At 39.8% G+C, this 25,283-nt stretch carries 17 protein-coding genes and 1 CRISPR repeat array; of the genes, 11 read left to right on the top strand and 6 right to left on the bottom strand.

Annotation, left to right across the window (positions count from 1 at the left end; all coding sequences use genetic code 11):
• The first annotated feature begins 61 nt into the window (after nucleotides 1-61).
• The 4 genes from gcvT to gcvP all read left to right on the top strand — a co-directional run bounded on the left by gcvT (nucleotide 62) and on the right by gcvP (nucleotide 5,088).
• Nucleotides 62-1,159 carry a glycine cleavage system aminomethyltransferase GcvT gene (gene gcvT / locus L3D27_RS03485; protein ID WP_432481555.1) on the top strand — a complete coding sequence of 366 codons (1,098 nt, stop codon included), beginning with the start codon at nucleotides 62-64 and terminating at the stop codon, nucleotides 1,157-1,159.
• Nucleotides 1,160-1,328: 169 nt separating this feature from the next.
• Complete coding sequence (locus L3D27_RS03480; protein ID WP_284674253.1) at nucleotides 1,329-1,571, top strand: hypothetical protein; 243 nt, start codon at nucleotides 1,329-1,331, stop codon at nucleotides 1,569-1,571.
• 50 nt (nucleotides 1,572-1,621) lie between these two features.
• Nucleotides 1,622-2,002, top strand: a complete 381-nt coding sequence (gene gcvH / locus L3D27_RS03475; protein ID WP_373627521.1) for a glycine cleavage system protein GcvH — start codon at nucleotides 1,622-1,624, stop codon at nucleotides 2,000-2,002.
• A gap of 239 nt (nucleotides 2,003-2,241) precedes the next feature.
• Complete coding sequence (gene gcvP, locus L3D27_RS03470) at nucleotides 2,242-5,088, top strand: aminomethyl-transferring glycine dehydrogenase (protein WP_432481554.1); 2,847 nt, start codon at nucleotides 2,242-2,244, stop codon at nucleotides 5,086-5,088.
• 79 nt (nucleotides 5,089-5,167) lie between these two features.
• Here gcvP and L3D27_RS03465 read toward each other — a convergent pair whose 3' ends face one another.
• On the bottom strand, nucleotides 5,168-5,764 hold the full coding sequence (locus tag L3D27_RS03465) for a 4'-phosphopantetheinyl transferase family protein (RefSeq protein WP_373627518.1): 597 nt from the start codon (nucleotides 5,762-5,764) through the stop codon (nucleotides 5,168-5,170).
• 282 nt (nucleotides 5,765-6,046) lie between these two features.
• Here L3D27_RS03465 and nth point away from each other — a divergent pair, with 282 nt between their 5' ends.
• The 6 genes from nth to cas2 all read left to right on the top strand — a co-directional run bounded on the left by nth (nucleotide 6,047) and on the right by cas2 (nucleotide 14,381).
• The gene (gene nth, locus L3D27_RS03460; protein WP_284674570.1) at nucleotides 6,047-6,694 is read left to right on the top strand and encodes an endonuclease III; all 648 of its coding nucleotides are present in this window, start codon (nucleotides 6,047-6,049) and stop codon (nucleotides 6,692-6,694) included.
• Nucleotides 6,695-7,068: 374 nt separating this feature from the next.
• A complete protein-coding gene (locus L3D27_RS03455; protein WP_432481864.1) occupies nucleotides 7,069-8,448 on the top strand; it encodes an APC family permease in 1,380 nt (459 codons plus the stop codon).
• 224 nt (nucleotides 8,449-8,672) lie between these two features.
• Nucleotides 8,673-12,464 carry a type V CRISPR-associated protein Cas12a/Cpf1 gene (cas12a, locus tag L3D27_RS03450; protein WP_432481553.1) on the top strand — a complete coding sequence of 1,264 codons (3,792 nt, stop codon included), beginning with the start codon at nucleotides 8,673-8,675 and terminating at the stop codon, nucleotides 12,462-12,464.
• Nucleotides 12,465-12,525: 61 nt separating this feature from the next.
• Complete coding sequence (cas4, locus tag L3D27_RS03445; RefSeq protein ID WP_284674248.1) at nucleotides 12,526-13,092, top strand: type V CRISPR-associated protein Cas4; 567 nt, start codon at nucleotides 12,526-12,528, stop codon at nucleotides 13,090-13,092.
• 15 nt (nucleotides 13,093-13,107) lie between these two features.
• Complete coding sequence (cas1, locus tag L3D27_RS03440) at nucleotides 13,108-14,112, top strand: type V CRISPR-associated endonuclease Cas1 (RefSeq protein WP_432481552.1); 1,005 nt, start codon at nucleotides 13,108-13,110, stop codon at nucleotides 14,110-14,112.
• Nucleotides 14,112-14,381, top strand: a complete 270-nt coding sequence (gene cas2 / locus L3D27_RS03435; RefSeq protein ID WP_284674246.1) for a CRISPR-associated endonuclease Cas2 — start codon at nucleotides 14,112-14,114, stop codon at nucleotides 14,379-14,381. The genes cas1 and cas2 overlap by 1 nt, the downstream gene beginning before the upstream one ends.
• Before the next feature lie 129 nt (nucleotides 14,382-14,510).
• Nucleotides 14,511-16,184: a CRISPR direct-repeat array (repeat unit 36 nt; unit sequence GTCTAACGACCTTCCTTAATTTCTACTATTGTAGAT).
• A gap of 92 nt (nucleotides 16,185-16,276) precedes the next feature.
• Here the strand turns inward: cas2 and L3D27_RS03430 are convergent.
• Entirely contained in the window at nucleotides 16,277-17,908 is a 1,632-nt protein-coding gene (locus L3D27_RS03430) for a BCCT family transporter (RefSeq protein WP_432481863.1), read from the bottom strand.
• 651 nt (nucleotides 17,909-18,559) lie between these two features.
• Between L3D27_RS03430 and ilvD the strand changes: the two genes are divergently transcribed.
• Complete coding sequence (ilvD, locus tag L3D27_RS03425; protein ID WP_432481551.1) at nucleotides 18,560-20,458, top strand: dihydroxy-acid dehydratase; 1,899 nt, start codon at nucleotides 18,560-18,562, stop codon at nucleotides 20,456-20,458.
• A gap of 278 nt (nucleotides 20,459-20,736) precedes the next feature.
• Here ilvD and hpt read toward each other — a convergent pair whose 3' ends face one another.
• The 4 genes from hpt to L3D27_RS03405 all read right to left on the bottom strand — a co-directional run bounded on the left by hpt (nucleotide 20,737) and on the right by L3D27_RS03405 (nucleotide 25,128).
• Nucleotides 20,737-21,273 (bottom strand): hypoxanthine phosphoribosyltransferase, encoded by a 537-nt coding sequence (gene hpt / locus L3D27_RS03420; RefSeq protein ID WP_284674244.1) that lies wholly within the window; start codon nucleotides 21,271-21,273, stop codon nucleotides 20,737-20,739.
• A 63-nt stretch (nucleotides 21,274-21,336) separates the two neighbouring features.
• Nucleotides 21,337-22,596: a serine hydrolase domain-containing protein gene (locus L3D27_RS03415; RefSeq protein ID WP_432481550.1), complete on the bottom strand. Its 1,260-nt coding sequence runs from the start codon at nucleotides 22,594-22,596 to the stop codon at nucleotides 21,337-21,339.
• 158 nt (nucleotides 22,597-22,754) lie between these two features.
• Nucleotides 22,755-23,633, bottom strand: a complete 879-nt coding sequence (locus tag L3D27_RS03410) for a MaoC/PaaZ C-terminal domain-containing protein (RefSeq protein ID WP_284674242.1) — start codon at nucleotides 23,631-23,633, stop codon at nucleotides 22,755-22,757.
• A gap of 133 nt (nucleotides 23,634-23,766) precedes the next feature.
• Nucleotides 23,767-25,128: a 3-oxoacyl-ACP reductase gene (locus L3D27_RS03405; protein ID WP_432481549.1), complete on the bottom strand. Its 1,362-nt coding sequence runs from the start codon at nucleotides 25,126-25,128 to the stop codon at nucleotides 23,767-23,769.
• Nucleotides 25,129-25,283: the final 155 nt, after the last annotated feature.

Genomic DNA, 25,283 nt, shown 5'->3' with positions numbered 1-25,283 from the left:
TGATTTTGAAACAATGATTTTTTAAATGATTATTTTTCAGGCACTTTTTAAGGAAATACAGATGTCTCTACAACGCACCCCCCTATTTCATGCCCACACCGCCCACAATGGCAAATTAGTGGATTTTGGTGGTTGGGAATTGCCCGTCAATTATGGCTCTCAAATCGAAGAACACAACGCTGTACGAACAGATGCGGGCATGTTTGATGTCTCGCATATGTTGGTTACCGATGTAGCAGGCGACAACGCAAAAGCATTTTTTCAAAAATTAATTACCAATGATGTTGCCAAACTTTCCTTTGTTGGCAAGGCCTTGTATTCAGGCATGCTAAACGAACAAGGTGGCGTGATTGATGACTTAATTGTCTATCGCACAAGCGAGGACGAAACCACCTATCGCATTGTATCTAATGGTGCTACTCGTGAAAAAGATTCGGCACACTTTAATAAGGTGGGTGCTGAATTTGGCGTTACCATCACCCCCCGCTACGAACTGGCAATGCTTGCCGTGCAAGGCCCAAAAGCAATAGAAAAATTAGTTGCCACCAAGCCTGAATGGGCGGATAAAGTAACCGCTCTAAAACCATTCGTTGGGGTGGATTTGGGTGGTGATTGGTTTGTCGCTCGTACAGGTTATACAGGCGAAGACGGCGTTGAGATTATCATGCCTGCTGATCAATCGGTAGAGTTTTTTAATGACCTAGTAAAAGCTGGCGTTGCTCCATGTGGACTTGGGGCAAGAGACACTTTGCGTATGGAAGCAGGCATGAATCTATACGGTAATGATATGACCGATGAAGTCAGCCCACTGGAAGCAGGCATGGCGTGGACGGTGGATTTAAAAGACGAAAACCGTGATTTTATTGGCAAAACAGCACTAGTCAAACTAAAAGCCGATGGTGTAAAAGCCAAACAAGTGGGCTTATTACTAGAAGAAAAAGGCGTCATGCGTTCAGGAATGACCGTCATTACCGATAAAGGTGAAGGCATTACCACCAGTGGCGTATTTAGCCCAAGTCTCAATCAATCCATCGCCATCGCTCGTGTACCTGCTGATTTTGATGGCACGCACGCCAAAATTATCATGCGTGGCAAAGAGTTTGGCGTACGAGTATTAAAACTACCCTTTGTTAGAAATGGCAAAAAACAGTTTGATTGATTGCATCTCTAAACAATAAAAAATGATGGCATTGCTAATATAAGTTTGTCAAGCACAGAATATGATAGAAAATGATTATCTATGTGGTTTAATACTTAACATTCTTAATGATTATGATGTCATCAACATCGCTTATTCATTAAATAGCAACACCTAATTAGGAGTTTTCATGAGTCATATTCCAAACAAATCAAGATATACAGCCAGCCACAAAAGGTTATGCCCAAAAGCAATCCAAGAGATGACGCTAGCAAAGTCTGTGCAAGCAACGGGTAATCTTTTTAAAAAAGGCCTGAGTGTGAAAATATGTATTATGGCAACAGCTTTGCTATTAGCGGGTTGTGGTGCTAAAGATACTTGCCTAGATTATGGTGGACACTATAATGATGCTACAGGAAAATGTGAAAAATAAGCAACCAATCACCCTATTATAATTTTTTAACCTTAACTAGGAGAGCTTTTATGAGCAATACCCCAAGTGATTTAAAATATGTTGCCAGTCACGAATGGCTAAAACTTGAAGATGACGGTATCATCACTGTTGGCATTACCGACCACGCCCAAGATTTGCTTGGCGATGTGGTATTTGTAGAATTACCAGAAGTTGGTCGCACCGTCTCGGCTGACGAAGAGATTGCCGTTGTTGAATCTGTTAAAGCGGCAAGTGATGTTTACGCTCCTATTAGCGGTGAAATCGTTGAGATTAACGATGAGCTTGTGGACAGCCCAGAGCTTGCTAATGAAGACCCATATGGTAAAGCATGGTTCTTTAAAATCAAACCTGCCAATCCTGCCGATTATGACAGCCTAATGAGTGCAGACGAGTACGAGAGCAGTCTATAAGAAAAATAGCGTAAGTTCAATCTGAGCTTACGCTATTGGCTTTACAGCTTGCAAATATGTGTATTTACTGTTTTCACACCCAAAATTGGTGCATAGCATGATTGAAATTACAATTCACAAGATTTAATTAACCATACTTACCACCTTATTACATTGATAATAAATTTAATTAAAAATTGCATTTTTAAATACCATTTTTAATTAAATTTTAACCAACCTTAACCAAATAAGGACATATCATGGCTTTTAACAACTTTTCCGAACTTTTTTACGAAAATGCCTTTGTGCATCGTCATCTGGGCAATGATAAATCCGCCACTGACGCAATGCTAGCCAAAGTCGGTGCAAGTGATTTGGATAGTTTTGTGGACTCTGTTGTGCCACAATCGGTGCGTTTAGGTAAAGCTCTTGATTTGCCAGTGGCAATGAGTGAACACAACGCCCTTGCCAAACTTCGTGCAATGGCAGACGACATTGTGGTTGCCAAAAGCTACATCGGTCAGGGCTACTCACCTACTCGCTTGCCTGCGGTTATTCAAAGAAATGTACTAGAAAATCCTGGTTGGTACACTGCCTACACCCCCTATCAAGCCGAAATCGCTCAAGGTCGCCTAGAGGCTTTATTAAACTTCCAGCAAGTATGTATTGACTTAACAGGTATGGATTTGGCAGGGGCAAGTTTGCTTGATGAAGCCACAGCTGCCGCTGAGGCAATGGCTATGGCGAATCGTTGTAGCAAGTCCAAATCAAAGCAATTTTTTGTAGATGCACGCACTTATCCACAAACACTTGATGTCATCAATACTCGTGCCAAATATTTTGGCTTTGAGGTGGTGGTTGGCGATTTTGAAGTTGCTAAGACGGGCGATTTTTTTGGAGCGTACTTCCAATATGTTGGCAAAGACGGTGATGTAGCCGATTTGACCGACATCATCAAAACCGTCAAAGATAACGGTGCTTACGCCATCGTGGCTGCCGATATCATGAGCCTTGTACTACTCAAATCACCTGCTGATATGGGAGCTGATATTGCTCTAGGTAGTACTCAGCGTTTTGGCATTCCGATGGGCTTTGGTGGTCCACACGCTGCCTATTTTGCCTTTAAAGACAAAGACAAACGCTCTGCCCCTGGTCGTATTATTGGCGTATCAAAAGATGCACAAGGCAACACCGCCCTACGCATGGCACTACAAACTCGTGAACAGCATATCCGCCGTGAAAAAGCCAACTCAAACATCTGCACAAGCCAAGTGCTACTTGCCAATCTAGCAGGTATGTATGCTGTGTATCACGGAGCGACAGGTTTGCAGCGTATCGCCAGTTGTATTCATGCGTTGGCAGTGGCATTTTATAATGCGGTTAAAAGCCAATTTACGCCTGTTAGCGATGTGTTTTTTGATACCATCATCATCAAAACTGACAAAGCAAGCGAGCTTGTCAAAACAGCAAAATCAAAAGGCTACAATCTTTTTCATAAAGATGATCTAGTAGGTGTATCTTTTCATGAGTTGACCGATGAAGCAGAATTTGCTGAATTATGTGAGATTTTTGGGGTAACTGGTAATCTTGATAAGGTAGAAAATGTGCTTGGTGCATTAAACCGCACAGATGACATTCTCACACACCCAACCTTTAACAGCTATCACACTGAACATCAGATGCTGCGTTATTTAAAATCACTAGAAGATAAAGACTTGGCAATGAACCGCTCAATGATTTCTCTTGGTTCTTGTACAATGAAATTAAATGCTACTAGCGAGATGTTGCCGATTACTTGGAATGAATTTGCCAATGTTCACCCATTCGCCCCACAGGACGACACCAAAGGCTATGTGGCGATGATTGATAGCCTGCAAATACAGTTAAAGGCGATTACCGGCTTTGATGAAATTTCAATGCAGCCCAATTCTGGGGCGTCTGGCGAGTATGCAGGACTTTTGGCGATTCGCCGTTACCACCAAAGCTTGGGTCAAAACGACCGTAATATCTGCCTAATTCCCCGTTCAGCACACGGAACCAACCCTGCTACTGCCCAAATGATGGGCATGCAAGTGGTCGTGGTTGCAACCGATGATAATGGCAATGTGGACTTTGATGACTTGGTCGCCAAATGCGAACAACATAGCGATAAGCTAGGGGCATTAATGATTACCTATCCGTCCACACACGGTGTATTTGAAGAAGGTATTCGTGATATCTGCGACTTGATTCATCAGCATGGCGGTCAAGTGTACATGGACGGTGCTAATATGAACGCCCAAGTGGCACTCATGCGTCCTGCTGATGTCGGTGCTGATGTGCTACACATGAATCTACACAAGACCTTTTGTATTCCGCACGGCGGTGGCGGTCCTGGCATGGGACCGATTGGGCTAAAATCACACCTTGCACCATTTATCCCAAGTCACAGCATAAACCCTGTGTTTAACGCCCAAAATGGTCAATCGGCTGTGTCAGCTGCCCCTTATGGCTCGGCAAGCATCCTTCCTATTTCATGGATGTATATCACAATGATGGGGCGTGATGGACTGCTTGCTGCCACCAAGCAAGCCCTATTGAACGCCAACTATATCGCCCAGAGCCTCAAAGATGACTACCCCGTACTTTATACAGGCAAAAATGGACGGGTGGCACACGAGTGCATTATTGATATTCGCCCATTAAAAGCAGAGACTGGCATCACCGAAACCGATATCGCCAAGCGTTTGATGGATTATGGTTTTCATGCACCAACCATGAGCTTTCCTGTGGCAGGCACACTGATGATTGAGCCAACCGAATCTGAGAGCAAAGATGAGCTTGACCGCTTTATTAGTGCATTAAAGCAAATCAAGCAAGAAGCCTTAAAAGTGAAAGCAGGTGCTGATGGTTGGACAGCCGATAACAATCCGTTGATCAATGCACCACACACCCAAGATGTCATCGTAGGCGATTGGGACAGACCATATAGCCGTGAAGTGGGAGCATTCCCATTGCCATATGTCAAGGCTCACAAGTTCTGGCCAACCGTTGGTCGTGTGGACGATGTCTATGGCGATAAGAACTTAATTTGCTCTTGCCCTTCTATTGATAATTATGAAGATTGATGGGTGATATTGCTTAGCAATACTCACAAAATACCGCTCTATTGAGCGGTATTTTTATTCTTATTACCATGCAGACTTTTTATTTTAATGTCCACGCCTGCCAAACATCGCCAGTATAAGCTATGGTAATGACATCATCGCCCATGTCAATACATTCAAAACGATAACAACCCATCTTATCATGAAAAATCTCGCCTTGATGCCTATTGATAAATTTAGCATTTAGTTCTCTTAAGGCTAGGCGGATACCTATGCCATTTGCTTTTATCACTGCTTCTTTAATCGTCCAGAGCCGAAACCATAGTCGCACATCACAGTCATTCTCTTGCCAATACCGATATTCATCAGCATGAAAATACCGTCTTGCCAACTGCTCAAAATTAGCCTGACGGCACACACTCTCAACATCCACGCCAAGCTCAGCAACACTCAACGACCACGCTAGTACATAGGCAGTATCATGGTGCGACTGATTAAATACCAAATGATTATTAGTAATAATCGGCTTACCATTTATTTGTTTGTCATAATTGGGCGTAGGCAATCCATGCCGACCACAAAACTGGCTTAATATCTGATGGCGAGATTGACGCAAGTCTGCTTTTGATGGCATCGTCTGCCTGATGCCTTGGTTGTTTACGCCATTGACTAAAATCTGATGATGTAGATAAATCATGATATTATGCCCATTCACACATTGACTAATCAACCATCAAATTACTGGATATCCAAGCAAATTTCAAGGATTTTCTTGCAATCTTTGCGTTGATGATGGCAGATGTGCCTATTTTCACACTAAGATAAGCCATGTTATAATAATCTTTTTATCTAGCATATCGCCATGACAACCAAACCCACAAAGAAACCCACTTCCAAAGCCATCAGCCAAGCAAAATCTGGCTCACAAAAAGACAAATTATCCATCGCTAAAACTGCTGATACGCCTGCATCTCGTCCGATGAATGAAGAAAAACGCTTGGCATTTTTTCAAAAACTCTCTGAACACATCAAAGAGCCAGTTACCGAGCTTAATTATAGCAACGAATTTGAGCTACTCATCGCCGTCATGCTCTCAGCCCAGTCAACCGATAAAGGCGTCAATATCGCCACAGGCAAACTATTTCCGGTCGCCAACACTCCGCAGGCGATACTGCAATTAGGGCTAGACGGTTTAAAATCGTATATCAATAGCATCGGATTATACAACTCCAAAGCCGCCAATATCATCAAAACCTGTCAAGACCTAATCAATAAGCATGATGGACAAGTACCACATACCAGAGCTGAACTTGAAGCGTTGGCAGGGGTTGGTAGAAAAACAGCCAATGTCGTCTTAAACACCGCCTTTGGTCAGCCTGTCATGGCAGTTGATACGCACATCTTCCGAGTGGGTAATCGCACAGGGCTTGCCACAGGCAAAACTGTACTTGCTGTAGAAAAAGCCCTAATGAAACGCATTCCGAATCGATTTCTTGTGGATGCTCACCACTATCTCATATTGCATGGACGATACACTTGCATGGCAAGAAGCCCAAAATGTGGTTCATGTGTCGTATTTGATGAATGTATGTTTAAAGATAAAGATAAATGGGCAGACTTAGGATAAATCATAAATTAAAATCCGTGCTTGATATTGCCTGTTAGACTGATATATCCGTATAAGTACGATAGCTAAACTTGTTATTTTTTTTCATGTATATTACCCCAAATTTTTAATGACAATTTGGTGGTTTTGCCTTATAATCTGCCAAATTCTTGGCCAAAGCCATCAATCCACTTGAGAATCACTGACTCACACCATCATTCTCAAAAAAACCACTGGAGTATCCCACTAAAAACCCGTCTCGCCTAAAAAAACAGACTTGTTGTCTTACTCTTTAAAAATTGTTCACACTCAATCGTGTCTTTTTTCCTTAGGTCAGATTGCACCATATTAGCGACTGATCGGCAATTTTTGGAGGATTTCCTTTGAATACACCCATCTCCACCTCTACTGTTACCAAGCCTGTAACTTTAAGTCGCAATTTAGGCATTTGGCATGTCATCATCATCGGTCTATCATACATTCAACCCACCACTCTTTTTGATACTTTCGGTATGGTTTCAAAAGCCAGTCATCAGCACACACCCATGTCCTATGTCTTAGCACTCATTGCCATTTTGCTAACCTCGCTCAGTTATGGACAGATGATTCGTGCCTACCCATCATCAGGCTCTGCATATACTTACGCCCAAAAAGCGATTCACCCTACGGTAGGCTTCATGGTTGGCTGGTCTAGCTGGCTAGATTACCTGCTTATGCCAATGGTCAATATCGTATTAGCAGTCATTTATTTTAGTGCGTTATTTCCTGAGGTAAACACTTGGTTTTGGGTGGTGGCATTCACCTCCATCATGACAATCGTCAATCTACTTGGAGCAAAAATCGTAGCGTACTTTAATAGTTGGATTGTTACAGGTCAATTGCTCATCATTGCCTTTTTTACCTACCTAGTCTATACCAAACTTAGCCAAGGGCTAAATGCCGATGGCGTGATTGACGCCGCTCATGCTTACCAGTTATGGAGTTTGACACCATTTTTTAATGCCACCACCGAGATTATGCCACTCATCGCTGGGGCAACCATCTTGTGTTTTTCTTTTACAGGTTTTGACTCTCTATCCACACTGGCTGAAGAAACCAAAGATGCAAAAAACAAACTACCAAAAGCGATTTTTTTAACCTCGCTCATCACGGGTCTTATTTTTATCGTCAGTACTTACTTCATTCAGCTTTATTTTTCAGGCAATCCAAGTACATACTTCACCCAAATTGACGAGACTCAGCCCGAAATTTTATTGCTCGTGGGTGGTTCGCTGTTTCAATCCATTGTCTTGACTTTTGGCATCATAACCGTTGTCGCCTCAGGTATTTCAGCTCATGCAGGCGTCTCACGATTGATGTATGTGATGGGTCGTGATGGTGTGATTAGTCGCCGTGTCTTTGGTTATATTCATCCAAAATTACGCACACCTGTCTTTAATATCTTAATTGCAGGTTTGGTGGCATTAATGGGTGGTTTTGTGGATTTGGATTTTGTGGTACATTTGATCAGCTTTGGGGCACTGACGGCATTTAGTTTTGTCAATCTGTCTGTCATTTTTGAATACGCTCTCAAAAACCGCAGATTGCACAGTCCCAAACAAGTCTTTTTAAATCTCATCGTGCCAACGCTTGGCTTTATCACCATCTTTATTATGTGGCTTAATGTCGAAAACACCTCGCTATACGCTGGGCTATCTTGGGGCTTATTGGGATTTGTCTATCTTTTATGGTTGACCAAAGGTTTTTCAAAGCCCATACCCACCCATCAAGAGTAACTCTTAGAATAAAAAATCGGACAACTAGGTCCGATTTTTTTATACTACTAACCACTCATCTTTTTGAGTACAGACAGTTTATTCAAGTATTAAAAACACACTCATAAAACAGATGTGGTTACACACAGACTAGTTGATATGGCATCAAATTCGCACTATAATAAAATTATCCGTGCCAAACACCAAGATTGATCCAACCCCTTCAATACATAAAAGGAATTCATATGCTATTCACCAATTTCACCCGCCAATACCCTCTTTCCAAAACCTTGCGTTTTGAATTAAAGCCTATTGGTAAAACACTTGAACACATCAAAGCCAAAAACTTTTTGGAGCAAGACGCTACACTTGCCGAAAGTTATCAAAAAATAAAACCGATTTTAGATGACTATCATCGTGATTTTATTGAGTTGGCGTTAACAGACACTCATCTAGCACAGCTGTCTGATTTTCAGCATACTTATCTGGCACTAAAAAACAGTAAAAAAGACGACAAATTACATAAAGATTTAGAAAAATCACAAGAGCAATTACGCAAACAAATTGTCAAGCAGTTTGAAAAAGACAATACCACCAAAGCCTGGTTCAAAGGTTTGTTTGCCAAAGAATTGTTCGGTAGTAAAAAAGAGCAAGGCGATTTGACAAAGTGGGTCATTCAAAAAGAAGGTGAAGAATCGCCAAAAATTGCACTCATCGAGCAGTTTATCGGTTTTAGTACTTATTTTAGTGGCTTTTATGAAAACCGAAAAAACCTATATAGCCACGAAGCCAAACACACCGCCATTGCTTATCGCTTAATTCACGAAAACCTACCCAGATTTGTGGATAATATTCAGATTTTGCATCATATCAAAAATAGTCACCCAAAACTGTATCAACAGCTTTTTGATATCAACAATCAAATTACTGATTATTTTGATGAATTTGGTATTGATGATTTATTGAATATTGAGTTTTATAATCATCTATTATCCCAATCTGGTATTAGTGCTTACAATGCGTTATTGGGTGGTAAAGTTTTGGATAATGGCACAAAATTACAGGGTATTAATGAGTTTATCAATCTATATAATCAACAAAATAAATGTAAAGTTGCCAAACTAAAACCCCTGCACAAACAATTATTGAGCGACAAACAAAGCCTATCCTTTTTACCAACAAGGTTTGGAGATGATAACGAAGTTTGTAGTGCAATTAATGACTTTTATCGTACTTATCACGATGATTTTAATAAAATTGACACCATATTAAATCATATTAAAGATTACGACCCAAATGGTATATACATCCATCATGGTCAATTAACGCATATTTCACACATTTTATATGGCAATTTTAATATCATTAATCAGGCATTATCTGATTATTATGCCAACACCATCAATACCGAATTTAACAACAAACTTACCAAAGCCAAAACGGATAATGCCAAAAATAAACTCAATAAAGAACGAGAAACATTTATCAAATCCGAGCATAGCATTGCCACTTTGGAGCAGGCATTAGGTCAATATTGTCAAAAACAAGAGGATGTTGCGTTTGTAAGCATAGTAGATTATCTATCACAATGCTCCATCAATGCTGATGCTCAAAAATTGTCCTTAATCAAAAACATTGACAATAAATTTAGCACCATCAAAGGATTTTTGGAAAAAGAATATCCTACTGGTGAGCGTAACTTTTATAAACACAAAAAATCTCATGACATTGTCAATTTAAAGTTATTTTTAGATAGCGTGATGGCTTTGGTGCATTTTATTAAGCCATTAGCCATCGGTAGCGACACCAGATTAAATGAGGATAAGACATTTTATGGTGAGTTTACGCCCTTGCATGATGATTTGAAGCATTTTAGCTCACTTTATAACAAAGTGCGTGATTATATTTCACAAAAAGCCTTTACTGCAGAAAAATACAAACTCAATTTTGATAACGCCACCTTACTCAATGGTTGGGACTTAAATAAAGAAAAGGATAACTTTGGCATTATTTTACAAAAAAATGATAACTATTATCTAGCGATTTTGGATAAATCACATAAACAAGTCTTTGACCAAGCCCCAGTTGCCACAAGCCAAGATGTTTATCAAAAAATGGTTTATAAACTATTACCCGGTCCAAACAAGATGTTGCCAAAAGTATTTTTCGCAAAAAGCAATATTGATTATTATTCGCCCTCTAAGGACATTTTGGAGAAATACGAAAAAGGTACACACAAAAAAGGTGAACTGTTCAATCTATCTGATTGTCATCGCCTGATCGACTTCTTTAAAACTAGCATCAATAAGCACTCAGAATGGCGAGAGTTTGGCTTTCAATTTTCTGACACCAGCAATTATCAAGATTTAAGTGATTTTTATAAGGAAGTTGAACCACAAGGGTATAAAGTTTTCTTTACCGATATTGACAGCAGTTATATTGATAACTTGGTAGAACAAGGAAAACTCTACCTATTCCAAATTTACAATAAAGATTTTTCTGCAAAATCTTACGGCAATAAGAATTTGCATACTTTGTATTTTAAGGAATTATTTAGCCCAGAAAATCTACAAAATGTGATTTATAAACTAAATGGCGAAGCGGAGATTTTTTATCGCAAGGCATCATTAAATATTGATGATGTGGCAAAGCACCCTGCTTATGAAAAACTGACGATGAAAAACCCCAACAACCCCAATCAGGATAAAATTGCCACCCACACAATCATCAAAGATAAACGCTATACGGAGGATAAGTTCTTATTACATATTCCCATTACGATGAATTTTGGTGTTCATGGCACTGGCTTTAAAGAATTTAATAAAAATGTCAATCAAACACTTAAAAATAGTAACGAAGATATCCATATCATTGGCATTGACCGTGGTGAACGCCATTTATTATATGTCAGTGTCATCAATAGCCAAGGTGAAATTGTTGAACAAAAGTCTTTAAATGAGATTGTTAATACTGGTCATAACGGCATTAAATTAACAGTCAATTATCATGCTCTTTTGGATAACAAAGAAAAAGAGCGTTTGGAGGCTCGTGTAAACTGGGGAGAGATTGAAAATATCAAAGAAATTAAGCAAGGTTATTTAAGTCAAGTGGTGCATTATATCAGCCAGCTGATGCTTAAATACAATGCCATTGTTGTGTTGGAAGATTTGAATTTTGGCTTTAAGCGTGGACGGTTTAAGGTTGAAAAGCAAGTGTATCAAAACTTTGAAAATGCACTTATTAAAAAACTCAATTACTTGGTATCAAAAGATAACCCACCAAATGAATTAGGCGGTATTAGAAATGCACTGCAATTAACCAATAAATTTGAAGATATTAAAGATATTGGTAAGCAGACAGGATTTTTGTTTTATGTGCCTGCTTGGAATACCAGTAAGATTGACCCTACTACAGGTTTTGTTAATTTATTGCCACTAAACTATGAAAATACAGACAAAGCCAAAGCATTTTTTAAGAATTTTGATGGCATTTATTATAACGCTAGCAAAGATTATTTTGAGTTTGCATTGGATTATAATAACTTTACCGATAAAGCAAATGGCTCAAAAACCCATTGGGTGATTTGTTCACATGGCGATGTGCGTTATGCTTATAATAATACCAAAAAAACTATAGACAAAATCAATATCAATGATTGTCTAAAAGCATTATTTAATAAACATCAAATCAATTATCAAACTGGCAATGATTTAATTGATGCGATTTGCAATAATAATAGTAAAAATCTGTATAGCAGTCTTTATTATTATCTAAAAGTACTGGTATCTATGCGATATAGCAACGCCAATACAGGCGATGATTTTATTTTATCGCCTGTAGCAAATAAAAACGGTGAGTTTTTTGATAGTCGCAAGGCTGACAACCGCTTACCAAATGATGCTGACGCCAATGGTGCGTATCATATTGCCAAAAAAGGCTTGTGGGTATTAAATCAAATTAAAGCAAGTGATGATTTGGATTCATTGAAACTGGCTATTAGCAATCAAGAATGGCTTAAATTTGTTCAAACCCATTAGATAGTTTTTAGGCTCAATTTTAAAAATTGAGCCTAATTTTTATGGATAATTAAATGATATTATGGAACATAATGTATTAAATATCAGTCAGTTAAACGACTTTGTTTTTTGTCCTTATTCTATTTATCTGCACAATGTTTATCAAGGATTAGATGAAGAGCAGTATCATGATACACCGCAAGTCGCTGGCAAACAAGCCCATGAAACGGTGGATAACGGCAGTTATAGCACCAAAAAAGATATTTTAACAGGCATATTTGTGTATTCAGAAGAGTATGGTTTAATGGGGAAAATTGACCAATATTTTACCCAAAGTAAAAAACTCATTGAACGCAAGAAAAAGATTAAAACCATTTATGATGGTTATAAATTACAACTTTATGCACAATATTTTTGCTTGATAGAAATGGGATTTAAGGTGGATTATTTAGGATTTTATTCTAAAGATGACAATAAGCATTATCCACTTGCTCTACCTAATGATGAGACAACACAATGGTTCAAAGCATATTTAAATAAGATTCGTCATTATGAACCCAGTATCATTTTGAGTAATATCAATCCAAACAAATGCCAATATTGTATTTATGCTGCTTTATGCGACCAAACTTCGTTATCATTAAAATGACTTCAGGGATGACAGATGCTCAATCAAGCTGATCTAAAATATCGACAAGTAATTTTATTAACCAATACCGAACTAAAACATCTGGTTATTTCACAAGGCAATATCGTCATTAAAGATGACAATGGTGAAGTGTTAACACGATTATCTAAAAATAAAGTGCTCGCAATCGTCAGCATTGGTCATCTAACCTTAACAAGTGTTACGATTGATTACTGCCAAAAATACAACATAGCCCTCATTTTATTAAACGAACGCTTGCGACCGATGATGTTTATCAGTCATGCAGCAGAAGCGAATTTCTTATTACGCCAAAAGCAATATTTCATGACTGCCAAATTAAAACAAACGCTTGCCAATCAGCTTGTATTTAGCAAGATTCATGGACACATTGTTTTATTAAAGAATCTGCGTCAAAAAAGCGATGAACTAAAAACGGCAATCAACGAACTCAAACAGTATCAAGAACGCTGCTTAACCGCTGACCGATTGGATTTTTTAATGGGTATTGAGGGTAATTCAGCAAAGTTGTTTTTTAAATATCATTTTATGCAAGCAAAACATTTTAAGTGGCAAGGCAGAAAACCTAGATTAAAACTAGATCCTGTTAATGTGGTTTTGGATATGGGTTATACGCTACTTTTTAATTATATTGAATGTAATTTAAGATTGTTTGGTTTTGATGTTTATCAAGGGGTATTGCACCAATTATGGTTTAAAAGAAAATCACTGGTATGTGATTTTGTAGAGCCATTTCGCTGTATTATTGATAGGCAAGTTTTAATATCTTTTAATTTGGGTCAATTTAAGGCAGAACATTTTGGCCAAAATAAACTGCAATACCATTTAAAAACCCAGCACAGCCGAGAATATCATGCCATATTAATGAATGCAATCATCACTCATAAACAGGCAATTTTTATTTATATTCGTGATTATTATCGCTTGTTTATGAAAATCAATGACGAAAAGCAAGATTATGATTTTCCAAGTTTTGATTTATTTGAAGATAAGGAGATTTGATGATTATTGTCAGTTATGATATCAGTAACAATAAGGTGCGAACGAAATTTGCTAAGTTTTTGATGGAATATGGCGACCGTTTGCAATATTCAGTGTACGAAATCCAAAATAGCGAGCGTATTTTAAATATTGTTACCCAAAGAATCAAACACGAGTTTGAACCCTTGTTTTGTGGAGCAGACAGTGTTATAATATTTAGGTTTACAGAACGAGAAGTGTTGCGTTATGGCAATGCTGTTCATCGCACACAGGATTTATTAGTACTGTAATGTTATTTAAAAACTTACAAACCTTAGTCTTCCTGCTGTAAATTTTGAGTTTTTGGGGTAAAAATGAGTGAAATTTGTTTAAATTTTAATCAAAATCCGCTAAAAATTAGTAAAAATACCCCAAAACGGGTCTAACGACCTTCCTTAATTTCTACTATTGTAGATATCAGTGCTTTTGCGTGTGCGATGGCGTCTAACGACCTTCCTTAATTTCTACTATTGTAGATTAGCGAGTCGTTCCGTATTTCTATCTGTGGTCTAACGACCTTCCTTAATTTCTACTATTGTAGATAAAATATTCTCATATTAAAACATATTGGTGTCTAACGACCTTCCTTAATTTCTACTATTGTAGATGCATTGGTAAGCATATCCCAAAAATCAAGTCTAACGACCTTCCTTAATTTCTACTATTGTAGATGCCTTGATGAAGCTGGTGTACATAAAAGTCTAACGACCTTCCTTAATTTCTACTATTGTAGATTCCATCCACCCATAGGGCAGGTTTAAGGTCTAACGACCTTCCTTAATTTCTACTATTGTAGATAAACAATTTCGCAACAGCTCTCTTGTCGTCTAACGACCTTCCTTAATTTCTACTATTGTAGATGCAGAAGATTTTGATGAAGCGATGGCGAGGTCTAACGACCTTCCTTAATTTCTACTATTGTAGATCGAGCCAGATGTTTACCGCTTAATTTTGTCTAACGACCTTCCTTAATTTCTACTATTGTAGATCGAAATTAGGGCGTTAGGGGTGTTCGTGTCTAACGACCTTCCTTAATTTCTACTATTGTAGATTCCCCTAGACTAGAACCTCTACGCTCAGTCTAACGACCTTCCTTAATTTCTACTATTGTAGATTCGGTTGTCAGTACAGCCCTTGCAGTGTCTAACGACCTTCCTTAATTTCTACTATTGTAGATCGAACCGATGAAGTGGATTACTGCAATGTCTAACGACCTTCCTTAATTTCTACTATTGTAGATGTGTCACGGTTGACAAACTCCATAAACGTCTAACGACCTTCCTTAATTTCTACTATTGTAGATTTAGCGTTAAGTACAGGGACGTGTACAGTCTAACGACCTTCCTTAATTTCTACTATTGTAGATGCGGTGCGTATTGGCAACAACTCAGAGTCTAACGACCTTCCTTAATTTCTACTATTGTAGATATAGAGCGTGGCTATGGTAAGAGCGGTGTCTAACGACCTTCCTTAATTTCTACTATTGTAGATGAGACTAAACTTGGCGTGGCGTCCTCTGTCTAACGACCTTCCTTAATTTCTACTATTGTAGATTTATTTTATTTTATTTATTATTATTTGTCTAACGACCTTCCTTAATTTCTACTATTGTAGATTGTAGAGCTTGCAAGTGCGGATATGATTGTCTAACGACCTTCCTTAATTTCTACTATTGTAGATCTCTGTAGAGGTTTGGGCACTTTCGTGTCTAACGACCTTCCTTAATTTCTACTATTGTAGATCCTGTACCAGTCGCCCCTAAAATCAGGTCTAACGACCTTCCTTAATTTCTACTATTGTAGATATCATATCCCGATGATTACAGCATTTGTCTAACGACCTTCCTTAATTTCTACTATTGTAGATGTCAGTGATGAGTTATGCGGTGCGTGAGTCTAACGACCTTCCTTAATTTCTACTATTGTAGATCCATATCAATCTTACTAACACCGATGGGTCTAACGACCTTCCTTAATTTCTACTATTGTAGATTTCTTGGTTGTTTTCAAGTTCTTTTTGTCTAACGACCTTCCTTAATTTCTATCAACATATACAAATATAGCCAAACAACTGTTTAATTTTTTAGGATCGCAACTAAAAAATAAAATAAAAAATCGGACAAATAGGTCCGATTTTTTTATTGCTATTAGTCTGCTTTTTCTGTGGTTGGGGGCGGTCCTGGTAACAGATGCTCATCCACCATCTCGTTAGCACTATTATGCTCGGCAGACTCTTCGGTAATATACCATTGGTTATTACGGTATAAGGTCAAACGATCTCGCCCAAGTCCACGAATCAGACAGTACATCATCACAAAGATAACAAGAGCAAAGGGCAGTCCTGCCACAATCGCTGCTGCTTGCAACGCCGAAAGCCCTCCTGCTGCTAGCAAGATTGCCGCAATGATGCCTTCTGATGTTACCCAAAACAGTCTTTGGATTTTTGGTGGATTGGTGTTACCACCTGCAGTTAGCATATCCACCACAAGACTGGCACTGTCTGCACTGGTTACAAACCACAGCACAATCATCACCAGTGTTACTACCACCAAGCCTTGCGTAAATGGGTAATATTCAATAAATTTAAAAATCGCACTACCTGAATCAGCAAGCACTGCCGCTGATAAACCAAAATCTCCAGACAACTCCATATTGATCGCCACACCACCAAAGGCCGTAAACCACAAAAACAACAAGAGCATCGGCACAAATAGCACACCAAAAATAAACTCACGAATGGTACGACCACGAGAAATACGAGCGATAAAAATACCCACAAATGGCGACCAACTTACCCACCATGCCCAATAAAAGATTGTCCAAGCACCCTGCCAATCGCTATCCATATAGGCTTCATTCCAAAGCCCTAGCGTGATGATATTGCCTGCATAGTTACCTATATTCTCCACAAAGCTATCTAAAATAAACTGGGTTGGACCTGCTATAATCATAAAGGCAAGCATGATGAGCGTACCAATAATAGTGATATCACTTAGGCGTTTCACCCCCTTATCAAGTCCTGCCATCACAGAAAATGCCGCACAAGCGGTAATGCCTGCTACTAGGGCGATTTTAAATACAAGACTTGGTTCAATACCAAACATCTGCCCAAGTCCTGTTTCAAGTTGCATCACACCAAGACCGAGCGAGGTTACCACACCAAACATCGTACCAAACACCGCCAAAATATCGACCGCATGCCCCCATTTGCCATAGATATTCTTACCAATCAATGGAAATAGCACCGAACGAATTGACAGCGGTAAGCCGCACCGATAGTGAAAATAAGCAAGACTCAACGCCACCACTGAGTACACCGCCCAAGCGTGCAAACCCCAATGCAAAAACGACAACTGCATCGCCTGCTTAGCACTCTCTACACTACTAGAGTCGGCAATAGGTGGCTTCACAAAGTGATACAGAGGCTCAGCCGTACCCCAATAAAGTAGCCCAATACCAATACCGGCTGAAAACAGCATTCCAATCCATGAACCAAAGCTATATTCAGGTGTTTCTGTTTGAGCCCCAAGGCGAATATCGCCATAGCGACTTAATGATATATACACACAAAATACTAAGGCTGCATTCATTAAGATAATGAACATAAAGCCAAAATGTCGAGTGATGAGCGTTTGTGCCTTGCCAAAAATTTGACCCGCCAACTCACTAAACATCGCCCCAAAAATAATAAAACCAACAATCAGTAATGCTGATATTAAAAATACAGGCACATTTACCTGCGGAAAAATACCCAGTCGCTTTATCTCAACTTGAGGCATAGCACTGGACTTAGGTTGTTCTGGTGTCGTCATACTTATCCTTATCAATTAAAAATATATCTAAATTACTTCAATCAAAACAGTTAATTAATACAAACAAGTTCAATCATCATGTTTGTATTAATTAGCCTTGCTTACAAATTTAACAGATTTAGCAATAATTTGCAAATTGCAGGCAAGACAGCCACCCAGTTTTCTCAAGAAAAATGCCAAAAATACCACCAGATTTTATCTAACAACTTTATGTCAAGGCTTAAAAAATAGGCAACGCCAAAGCATTTTTATCCGCCTTGGTAAATAAGCAAATCCGTCCACGCGTCCATCTATCATCTTTTTTTATAAGATAATCTTTATAATCCATCAAGGAGTTAAACTTCGACCACTCTTATGTCATCTCACCAAGCCTAAGATACGCCTTGTGAGAGCTAGGGGTACAAAAAAACAATTTTCTGCAAAAATTAACCAAAAAATATTAGCCAAAATTGTGCAACTTTGTTTATAATCATAATTCATTTTTATACTTTTTCATATAAAAGAAACACTCTTTTTGCTCTCACAAACCCTTAAAAAAATGTTACAATAAAGCAAATAAACTTAGCTAACTTGGCGTGCTTCTATAGACCAAGTCCAAGCCAACAAGGAAAATAAACGATGCCAACCTACCGTTCAAAAACTTCTACATCTGGTCGCAATATGGCAGGGGCGAGAGCCTTATGGCGTGCCACAGGCATGACCGATGATGATTTTAATAAGCCAATCATCGCCATCGCCAACTCATTCACCCAGTTTGTACCAGGACATGTTCACCTAAAAGAATTAGGGCAACTGGTCGCCCGTGAAATAGAAAAGGCAGGCGGTGTTGCTAAAGAATTTAACACCATTGCTGTTGATGATGGCATTGCAATGGGGCATGGTGGTATGCTCTACTCCCTGCCTAGCCGTGATTTGATTGCCGACAGTGTAGAATATATGGTCAACGCTCATTGTGCCGATGCTTTGGTGTGTATCTCCAACTGCGATAAAATCACCCCTGGTATGCTGATGGCAGCCTTGCGTCTGAACATACCCACCATCTTTGTTTCTGGCGGTCCGATGGAAGCTGGTAAAGTCTTGGCAAGTGAATTGGCAGATGGGCATACCACACATGAAACCATCACCGCCGATGACGGCAAAAAAGTGCGTAAACTTGACCTTGTGGACGCTATGATTGACGCTGCCGATGACTTAATTTCCGATGAAGATGTGATGAGCGTTGAACGGTCAGCCTGCCCTACTTGTGGCTCTTGTTCTGGTATGTTTACCGCCAATTCAATGAATTGCTTAACCGAAGCATTGGGGCTATCCTTGCCAAGTAATGGCTCACTACTTGCCACACACGCCAAAAGAAAAGAGCTGTTCTTGGAAGCTGGCAGAATGATAGTCAAGCTCGCTCAACGCCATTATGAACAAGGCGATAACAGCATTTTGCCACGCTCTATCGCCACCAAAGATGCCTTTATGAATGCGATGAGTCTTGATATTGCTATGGGTGGTAGCACCAATACGATTTTGCACTTACTGGCAGCAGCACACGAAGCAGGCGTAAACTTTAAAATGGCAGATATTGACCATCTTAGCCGTCAAGTACCCTGCCTATCTAAAGTTGCTCCAGCCACACAAAAATACCACATGGAAGATGTGCATCGTGCAGGGGGTGTGATGGCGATTTTAGCCGAGCTTGACCGTGCAGGGTTGTTACGCACGAATGTGTCAACGGTGCATAGTGCCACGCTAAAAGACGCACTGAACAAATGGGATATCATGAACCCCGACAATGTAGATGCACGAAATCTCTACATCGCCGCCCCTGCTGGCATTCGCACCACACAAGCATTTAGCCAAAACAAAGAATGGTCAAATCTTGATGTCAATCGTGAAAGTGGCTGTATCCGCAGTAAAGAATTTGCATACAGTCAAGATGGTGGTTTGGCGGTACTATTTGGTAACATTGCTACTCGTGGCTGCGTGGTTAAGACAGCAGGCGTAGATGAAAGCATTTTAAAATTTACAGGGCGTGCAAGAGTATTTGAAAGCCAAGACAGTGCAGTAGAAGCGATTTTGGCAGATCAAATCGTCGCAGGCGATATTGTCATTATTCGCTACGAAGGGCCAAAGGGTGGACCTGGTATGCAAGAGATGCTATACCCAACTTCCTATCTAAAATCAAAAGGACTAGGCAAGGCGTGTGCCTTATTGACAGACGGCAGATTTAGCGGTGGCACATCGGGGTTATCCATCGGACATGCAAGCCCAGAAGCGGCAGAAGGTGGCAACATTGCCCTTGTAAAAGAATTTGACACCATCATTATTGATATTCCAAATCGGTCTATCCATCTTGATGTCTGCAATGATGAACTTGCCCGCCGTCGTGAACAAATGCTAGCAAAAGGTAAGCAAGCCTTCAAACCCGTCAATCGTCAGCGTGAAGTATCACAAGCCTTACGAGCCTACGCAGCACTTACCACCAGTGCTGACACAGGAGCGGTAAGAGATGTCAGTCAAGTGGAATAAATACCCAAAACTTGAGAGTAAAGGAGAGACGACAATCTCTCCTTTATTTTTTGCATTGCACATGGATTAAGTCATTGATGTGATAGTCTAAATAAGAAAAATTAACCATCAAAATACGGTCATTGATATCTTTTACCACTCAATCTTTTCCATAACTCATCAGCACAACACAAGCCATAAAAAAATAAACCCCATCATGATGACAGGGTATACTTTAGTAGTAGGTTGAATGATACCAATGATTTTTAATCAAATAAGGTACACAATCAATCTTTAGTTCAAAGACCAATCTCACCAATAAAAGGAATGTGGCGATATTTTTGATTATAATCTAAGCCATAGCCTACAATAAAACGATCCTCAACTTCAAAACCCAAAAACTTAACATCCATCTCAATTTCACGGCGTGATGGCTTACTAACCAAAGTGCACAGCTCAATGGAGTTTGGATTGCGAGTTTTTAGGATTTCTACCACTTTTGATAGAGTGCGTCCTGAATCAATGATGTCTTCCACAATCAACACATCCTTGCCTGCAATCTCGCTATCCAAATCTTTTAGGATTTTGACATCACCACTTGATACAGTGGTTTTATTGATATAGCTTGACACTGTCATAAAATCAAGTTCATGTGGTTTGTCAATCGCACGGCATAAGTCCGCCATAAAAATAACCGAACCACGCAGAAGTCCAATCAAAATTAATGCTTTATCGCTATTGGCGTAGTGAGCATTGATGGCAGCACCCAGTTCTTTGACTTTAACGGCAATTTCCTCTTGAGAAATCATCACATTGATGGCAGGTTCTGTATTCATAAGTAGTCTTTTTTTGAAAATTAAAGAGATTATTTTATTATATAATCCATGGATTATCAAGCCTTAACAAGATGCTAGATGAATTGCCATCTCAGATAAGGCGAATTGTCGTACATCATTGAGCATGGTTGTATCAAAATTATGAATGAACGCCATTGACAAGCGACGCTTAGGATCGCAAAATGCCACTGAGCCATTATAGCCCATATGCCCATATGCCTCGCTTACATCTTGTAGGCTAAACAAGCGGTGAAAGCCTGTTCGCCATCGCATATTAGCAGGCATGACAGCATCAAATCCATCAACTTGCACTCGCCTCATATCCGCCAAAACTTCAGAGTTAATCAAAGTCTTCCCCTGCCACACACCGTCATTAGCGTGCATTGCATATATTCTAGCAAGTGCTTGAGCGGTAGAGACACCATTGGCGGCAGGGATAACAGCTTTTAATACATCGGTATGATGATACTCAATACCATCTCTACCGTTGGGCATCAAGGCATTCTTATAATTTGCCAGATTCATCTTGGAAGTGTCAAAATATAGCTTATTGATATTAGCAGTCGTCATATCATTTCCATTTAATGCTGTTCGCCAAATGGCAGCAGCAGGCATCTTGCTTAGACTTTGCAACACCATCGGCGTATCTGGTTTTAGCACAGGCTTTCTTTTGACACCTTGTAGACCATCAAAATAACGCACAGGCTTGGCGATTAAGTGTACCTTGTCATCAGGTACACCATAGTATAACTGCCCTTCTACACCAAGTGGCTTAGCCAAATATTCATCAAGCACTGCTTGTAGCTTCATGCCAAGCACCCTTTCAATGGTATGACCTATCACCCACCCAGACACCAAGGCACTGTATGCACTGGCATAGTTATGCAACTCTTGTCCTCGTGGTGTATCAATAGGCATATTTTCAATCAACCTGCCCATCGCCTGCCAATCCAACAAGTCATCAACCGACTGCGTCAAAGCCGTGATATTAAACAATCCTGATGTATGAGTTAATATCTGACGCAAAGTAATGCTCTGCTTGCCATTATTGGCAAAGTTCTGCCAATAATGGCTAATCGGTGTATCATAATCCAACAATCCTTTAGATACCAATACCGCCACTAATGTCGCCAGCACCCCCTTCCCAATGGAGAAGTTCACCGACAAGACCGTATCTTGCCATGCCATCTGGGGCAAAGCATGACCCACAGAAGCATTTACTATCTCACGACCATCTTGATAAACCACAACCACACCACCTGCGGGCGACTCATCAAATTGCAGGGCTGACAACACCCCATTAAAAACCTGCCAATCTGCCATACATCACTCTTATTATCTCAAATCTCAAAATCTGCATTAGTCAAACCACCCAAAATTAACAAGACAACTTGCTATGGGCATTTATCAAAAAACTGAACATCAATCCAGTTTTTTGATTGTTTTTATGCCATTTTATTCATGTCTACACATTAGACTTACTATAAAAAAGTAATGCGACCCAATAAATGCGGTTTGTCAGTCCCTGCAGCATACAAGGCAAAACTGCGACCATCTGTTTCTGTGCGAGCCACAAAGTCTATCTTAGATGGCAAAAAAATTGGGGTTTTAAATGACACATCAACACGATAAGCCTTAGGTAAGTCGTGAAACTGAGCAATGCTTGCTGCTTTTGACCACATACCATGTGCAATGGCACGGGGAAAGCCAAAGGCACGAGCAGATAAAGGGTGCAAATGAATCAAATTAAAGTCCCCAGACACAAAAGCGTATCTACGACCAATGTCTTCAGGAATGTTAATCAGCTCCGCCCAATGATTATCGTCCGGCTCAAGTCTAGGGGTTGGCGTCTCCACAGTCTTTGGACGAGCTCGCTCTTCGGCAGTTTTTTTCTGGCGTGAAAGGTAGGTTGATACCCCTTCCCACACCAGCTCATCTTGGATACTAACCGTGGTGATAAAATCAAACTGCTGACCCTTGTCATGTGCCTTTAAATTAGCAATACGCACCGATAATGACACCGTTTCACTATCATAAATAATGCGATGCTGTGTTACGCTGTTTTCTATGTGCACCAAGCCAAGCATGGCAAAGGGAAAATCTGGCTTTGCCATCATATTCATCTGCAAAGTCTGCGACAACACCGCAAAATAAGTTGGTGGTACACGACCGTCATTGATGAACCCACAGATTTTACGATACTCTCTTAAATTCTGCTCATCAATGGCCAGATGATCCACTTGATATATCGATTCAGGCAAAGTCTTTGCCTTATTATCGCCAATAGGAATCAAACTTTTGATAACATTGGCATAAGTGGTGTGCATTTTTGGCAATTCTTTAAAATGTTGTTCTGCCATAAGATACCTTCATGTACATAAAATGCAATCAACAATCGTTATATTGCAATATAATTGTTAGGATTTTTAAGTCGCCAAACCGTCATATTTTTAGACCATTTGGCTGCTAAATATCTCAAAACTCAACAAAACATTAAGCTCCAAGCACGCTTTGACCACAGACTCGTACAATATTACCATTTAAGCCTGATGCTTTAGGCGATAGTAGCCAAGCGATGGTTTCTGCCACATCCACAGGCTCTCCACCTTGACTCATAGAATTCATACGCCGTCCCGCCTCCCTGATAGCAAATGGAATAAGACTGGTCATCTTAGTTTCAATAAATCCTGGTGCAACCGCATTGATGGTCTTATTTGAACCGTCAAATGTCCGTGCTGTTGCCTCTACCAAACCGATGACACCAGCCTTACTCATGGCATAGTTGGTTTGACCCAAATTACCTGCAATACCTGAGATTGATGACACGCAGACGATGCGTGCAACATCACTCACCCCACCATTGGCAATCAAATACTCATTGATGGTATGAATGGCCTTTAGGTTAATGCTTAACACCAAATCCCATTTATCTTCACTCATATTTGCCAAAGTCTTATCACGAGTAACTCCAGCATTATGAACAATGCCATCTAGTACACCGCATTGCTCCAAAATCTCTTTAGCAGCATTCTCATTGGTAATATCAAGTGGCAAGGCTTGACCACCCAAATTTCCTGCCACTACCTGAAGCTCTGCTAGGCTTTGTGGCACATCTAAGCAGTATAACTTAGCACCATCTCTTGCTAAAACCTGTGCTACCGCCGCACCAATACCACGAGACGCACCTGTTACAAGGATTTTTTTGCCTGCCAACGGTTTTGCATCATCAAAATCACTCGTATCTACCTGACCGCCCACAGTCAAGGTGATGGGCTGACCTGATACATAAGCGGACTTGGCAGACAAGAAGAATCTTAATGCGTGCTCAAGATGAGCCTCTGCTCCCACTTGTGTATAAATGACATTGGCAGTAATGCCTTTTTTAAATTCCTTGGCAACTGATTTGGTAAAACCAAGCAAGGCTCTTTGAGCCAAAGCAAAGCCCACATCGCTACCTGTACAACATGACGGACGAGCGATGATGACAATGCGTCCAGAAGATTTGATGCGTCTGGCGATGGCGTGAAAAAACTCATACACCTGCTTTAACTCATCGGTGTTTTTGATATTTGTCGCATCAAAAATCGCCACCTTAAAGCGAGCATTCTCATCACTTAGCTTGGTATGTAAGTCTTGTTGTGTGGTGATTTTGGCATCAAGTTTTACCAAAATATCCTGCAAAGCATCCGCCACCAAAGTATCATCGCCAACTGATACCGCCAAAGCAACTTCACCACGAATAACAGGTTGACCTGCTTCATAACGGTCCAGCTTAATCGGCAACGGCAAACCAAGATTTTTGGCAACTTTTCTTCCCAAAGATGACTGAACCAACTCACCATAACGGTCGCTCATAGCTTTACCCCTCCATTTCATGAATGAATTTATCAATAATAAATTACCCATTCTAACATAAAAAAACCATTATGCCACCCAAAAACCCCTAGATTTTTCATCAAGAAATCTTAAACATGCACCCGCCTCTCTGATCAAATTATTATTTTGCAAAA

Source organism: Moraxella sp. ZY200743 (assembly GCF_050885545.1).
GTDB lineage: Bacteria > Pseudomonadota > Gammaproteobacteria > Pseudomonadales > Moraxellaceae > Moraxella > Moraxella haemolytica.
The sequence above is the reverse complement of the archived record's forward strand: the minus strand, read 5'-3'. Positions and strand labels throughout refer to the sequence as shown.

Coding starts and splice junctions, on each gene's coding strand:
- gcvH (WP_373627521.1), top strand. CDS start 1,622: ATGAGCAATACCCCAAGTGATTTAAAATATGTTGCCAGTCACGAATGG.
- ilvD (WP_432481551.1), top strand. CDS start 18,560: ATGCCAACCTACCGTTCAAAAACTTCTACATCTGGTCGCAATATGGCA.
- gcvT (WP_432481555.1), top strand. CDS start 62: ATGTCTCTACAACGCACCCCCCTATTTCATGCCCACACCGCCCACAAT.
- L3D27_RS03430 (WP_432481863.1), bottom strand. CDS start 17,908: ATGCCTCAAGTTGAGATAAAGCGACTGGGTATTTTTCCGCAGGTAAAT.
- L3D27_RS03405 (WP_432481549.1), bottom strand. CDS start 25,128: ATGAGCGACCGTTATGGTGAGTTGGTTCAGTCATCTTTGGGAAGAAAA.
- cas12a (WP_432481553.1), top strand. CDS start 8,673: ATGCTATTCACCAATTTCACCCGCCAATACCCTCTTTCCAAAACCTTG.
- nth (WP_284674570.1), top strand. CDS start 6,047: ATGAATGAAGAAAAACGCTTGGCATTTTTTCAAAAACTCTCTGAACAC.
- hpt (WP_284674244.1), bottom strand. CDS start 21,273: ATGAATACAGAACCTGCCATCAATGTGATGATTTCTCAAGAGGAAATT.
- L3D27_RS03410 (WP_284674242.1), bottom strand. CDS start 23,633: ATGGCAGAACAACATTTTAAAGAATTGCCAAAAATGCACACCACTTAT.
- gcvP (WP_432481554.1), top strand. CDS start 2,242: ATGGCTTTTAACAACTTTTCCGAACTTTTTTACGAAAATGCCTTTGTG.
- L3D27_RS03480 (WP_284674253.1), top strand. CDS start 1,329: ATGAGTCATATTCCAAACAAATCAAGATATACAGCCAGCCACAAAAGG.
- cas2 (WP_284674246.1), top strand. CDS start 14,112: ATGATTATTGTCAGTTATGATATCAGTAACAATAAGGTGCGAACGAAA.
- cas1 (WP_432481552.1), top strand. CDS start 13,108: ATGCTCAATCAAGCTGATCTAAAATATCGACAAGTAATTTTATTAACC.
- L3D27_RS03465 (WP_373627518.1), bottom strand. CDS start 5,764: ATGATTTATCTACATCATCAGATTTTAGTCAATGGCGTAAACAACCAA.
- L3D27_RS03415 (WP_432481550.1), bottom strand. CDS start 22,596: ATGGCAGATTGGCAGGTTTTTAATGGGGTGTTGTCAGCCCTGCAATTT.
- cas4 (WP_284674248.1), top strand. CDS start 12,526: ATGGAACATAATGTATTAAATATCAGTCAGTTAAACGACTTTGTTTTT.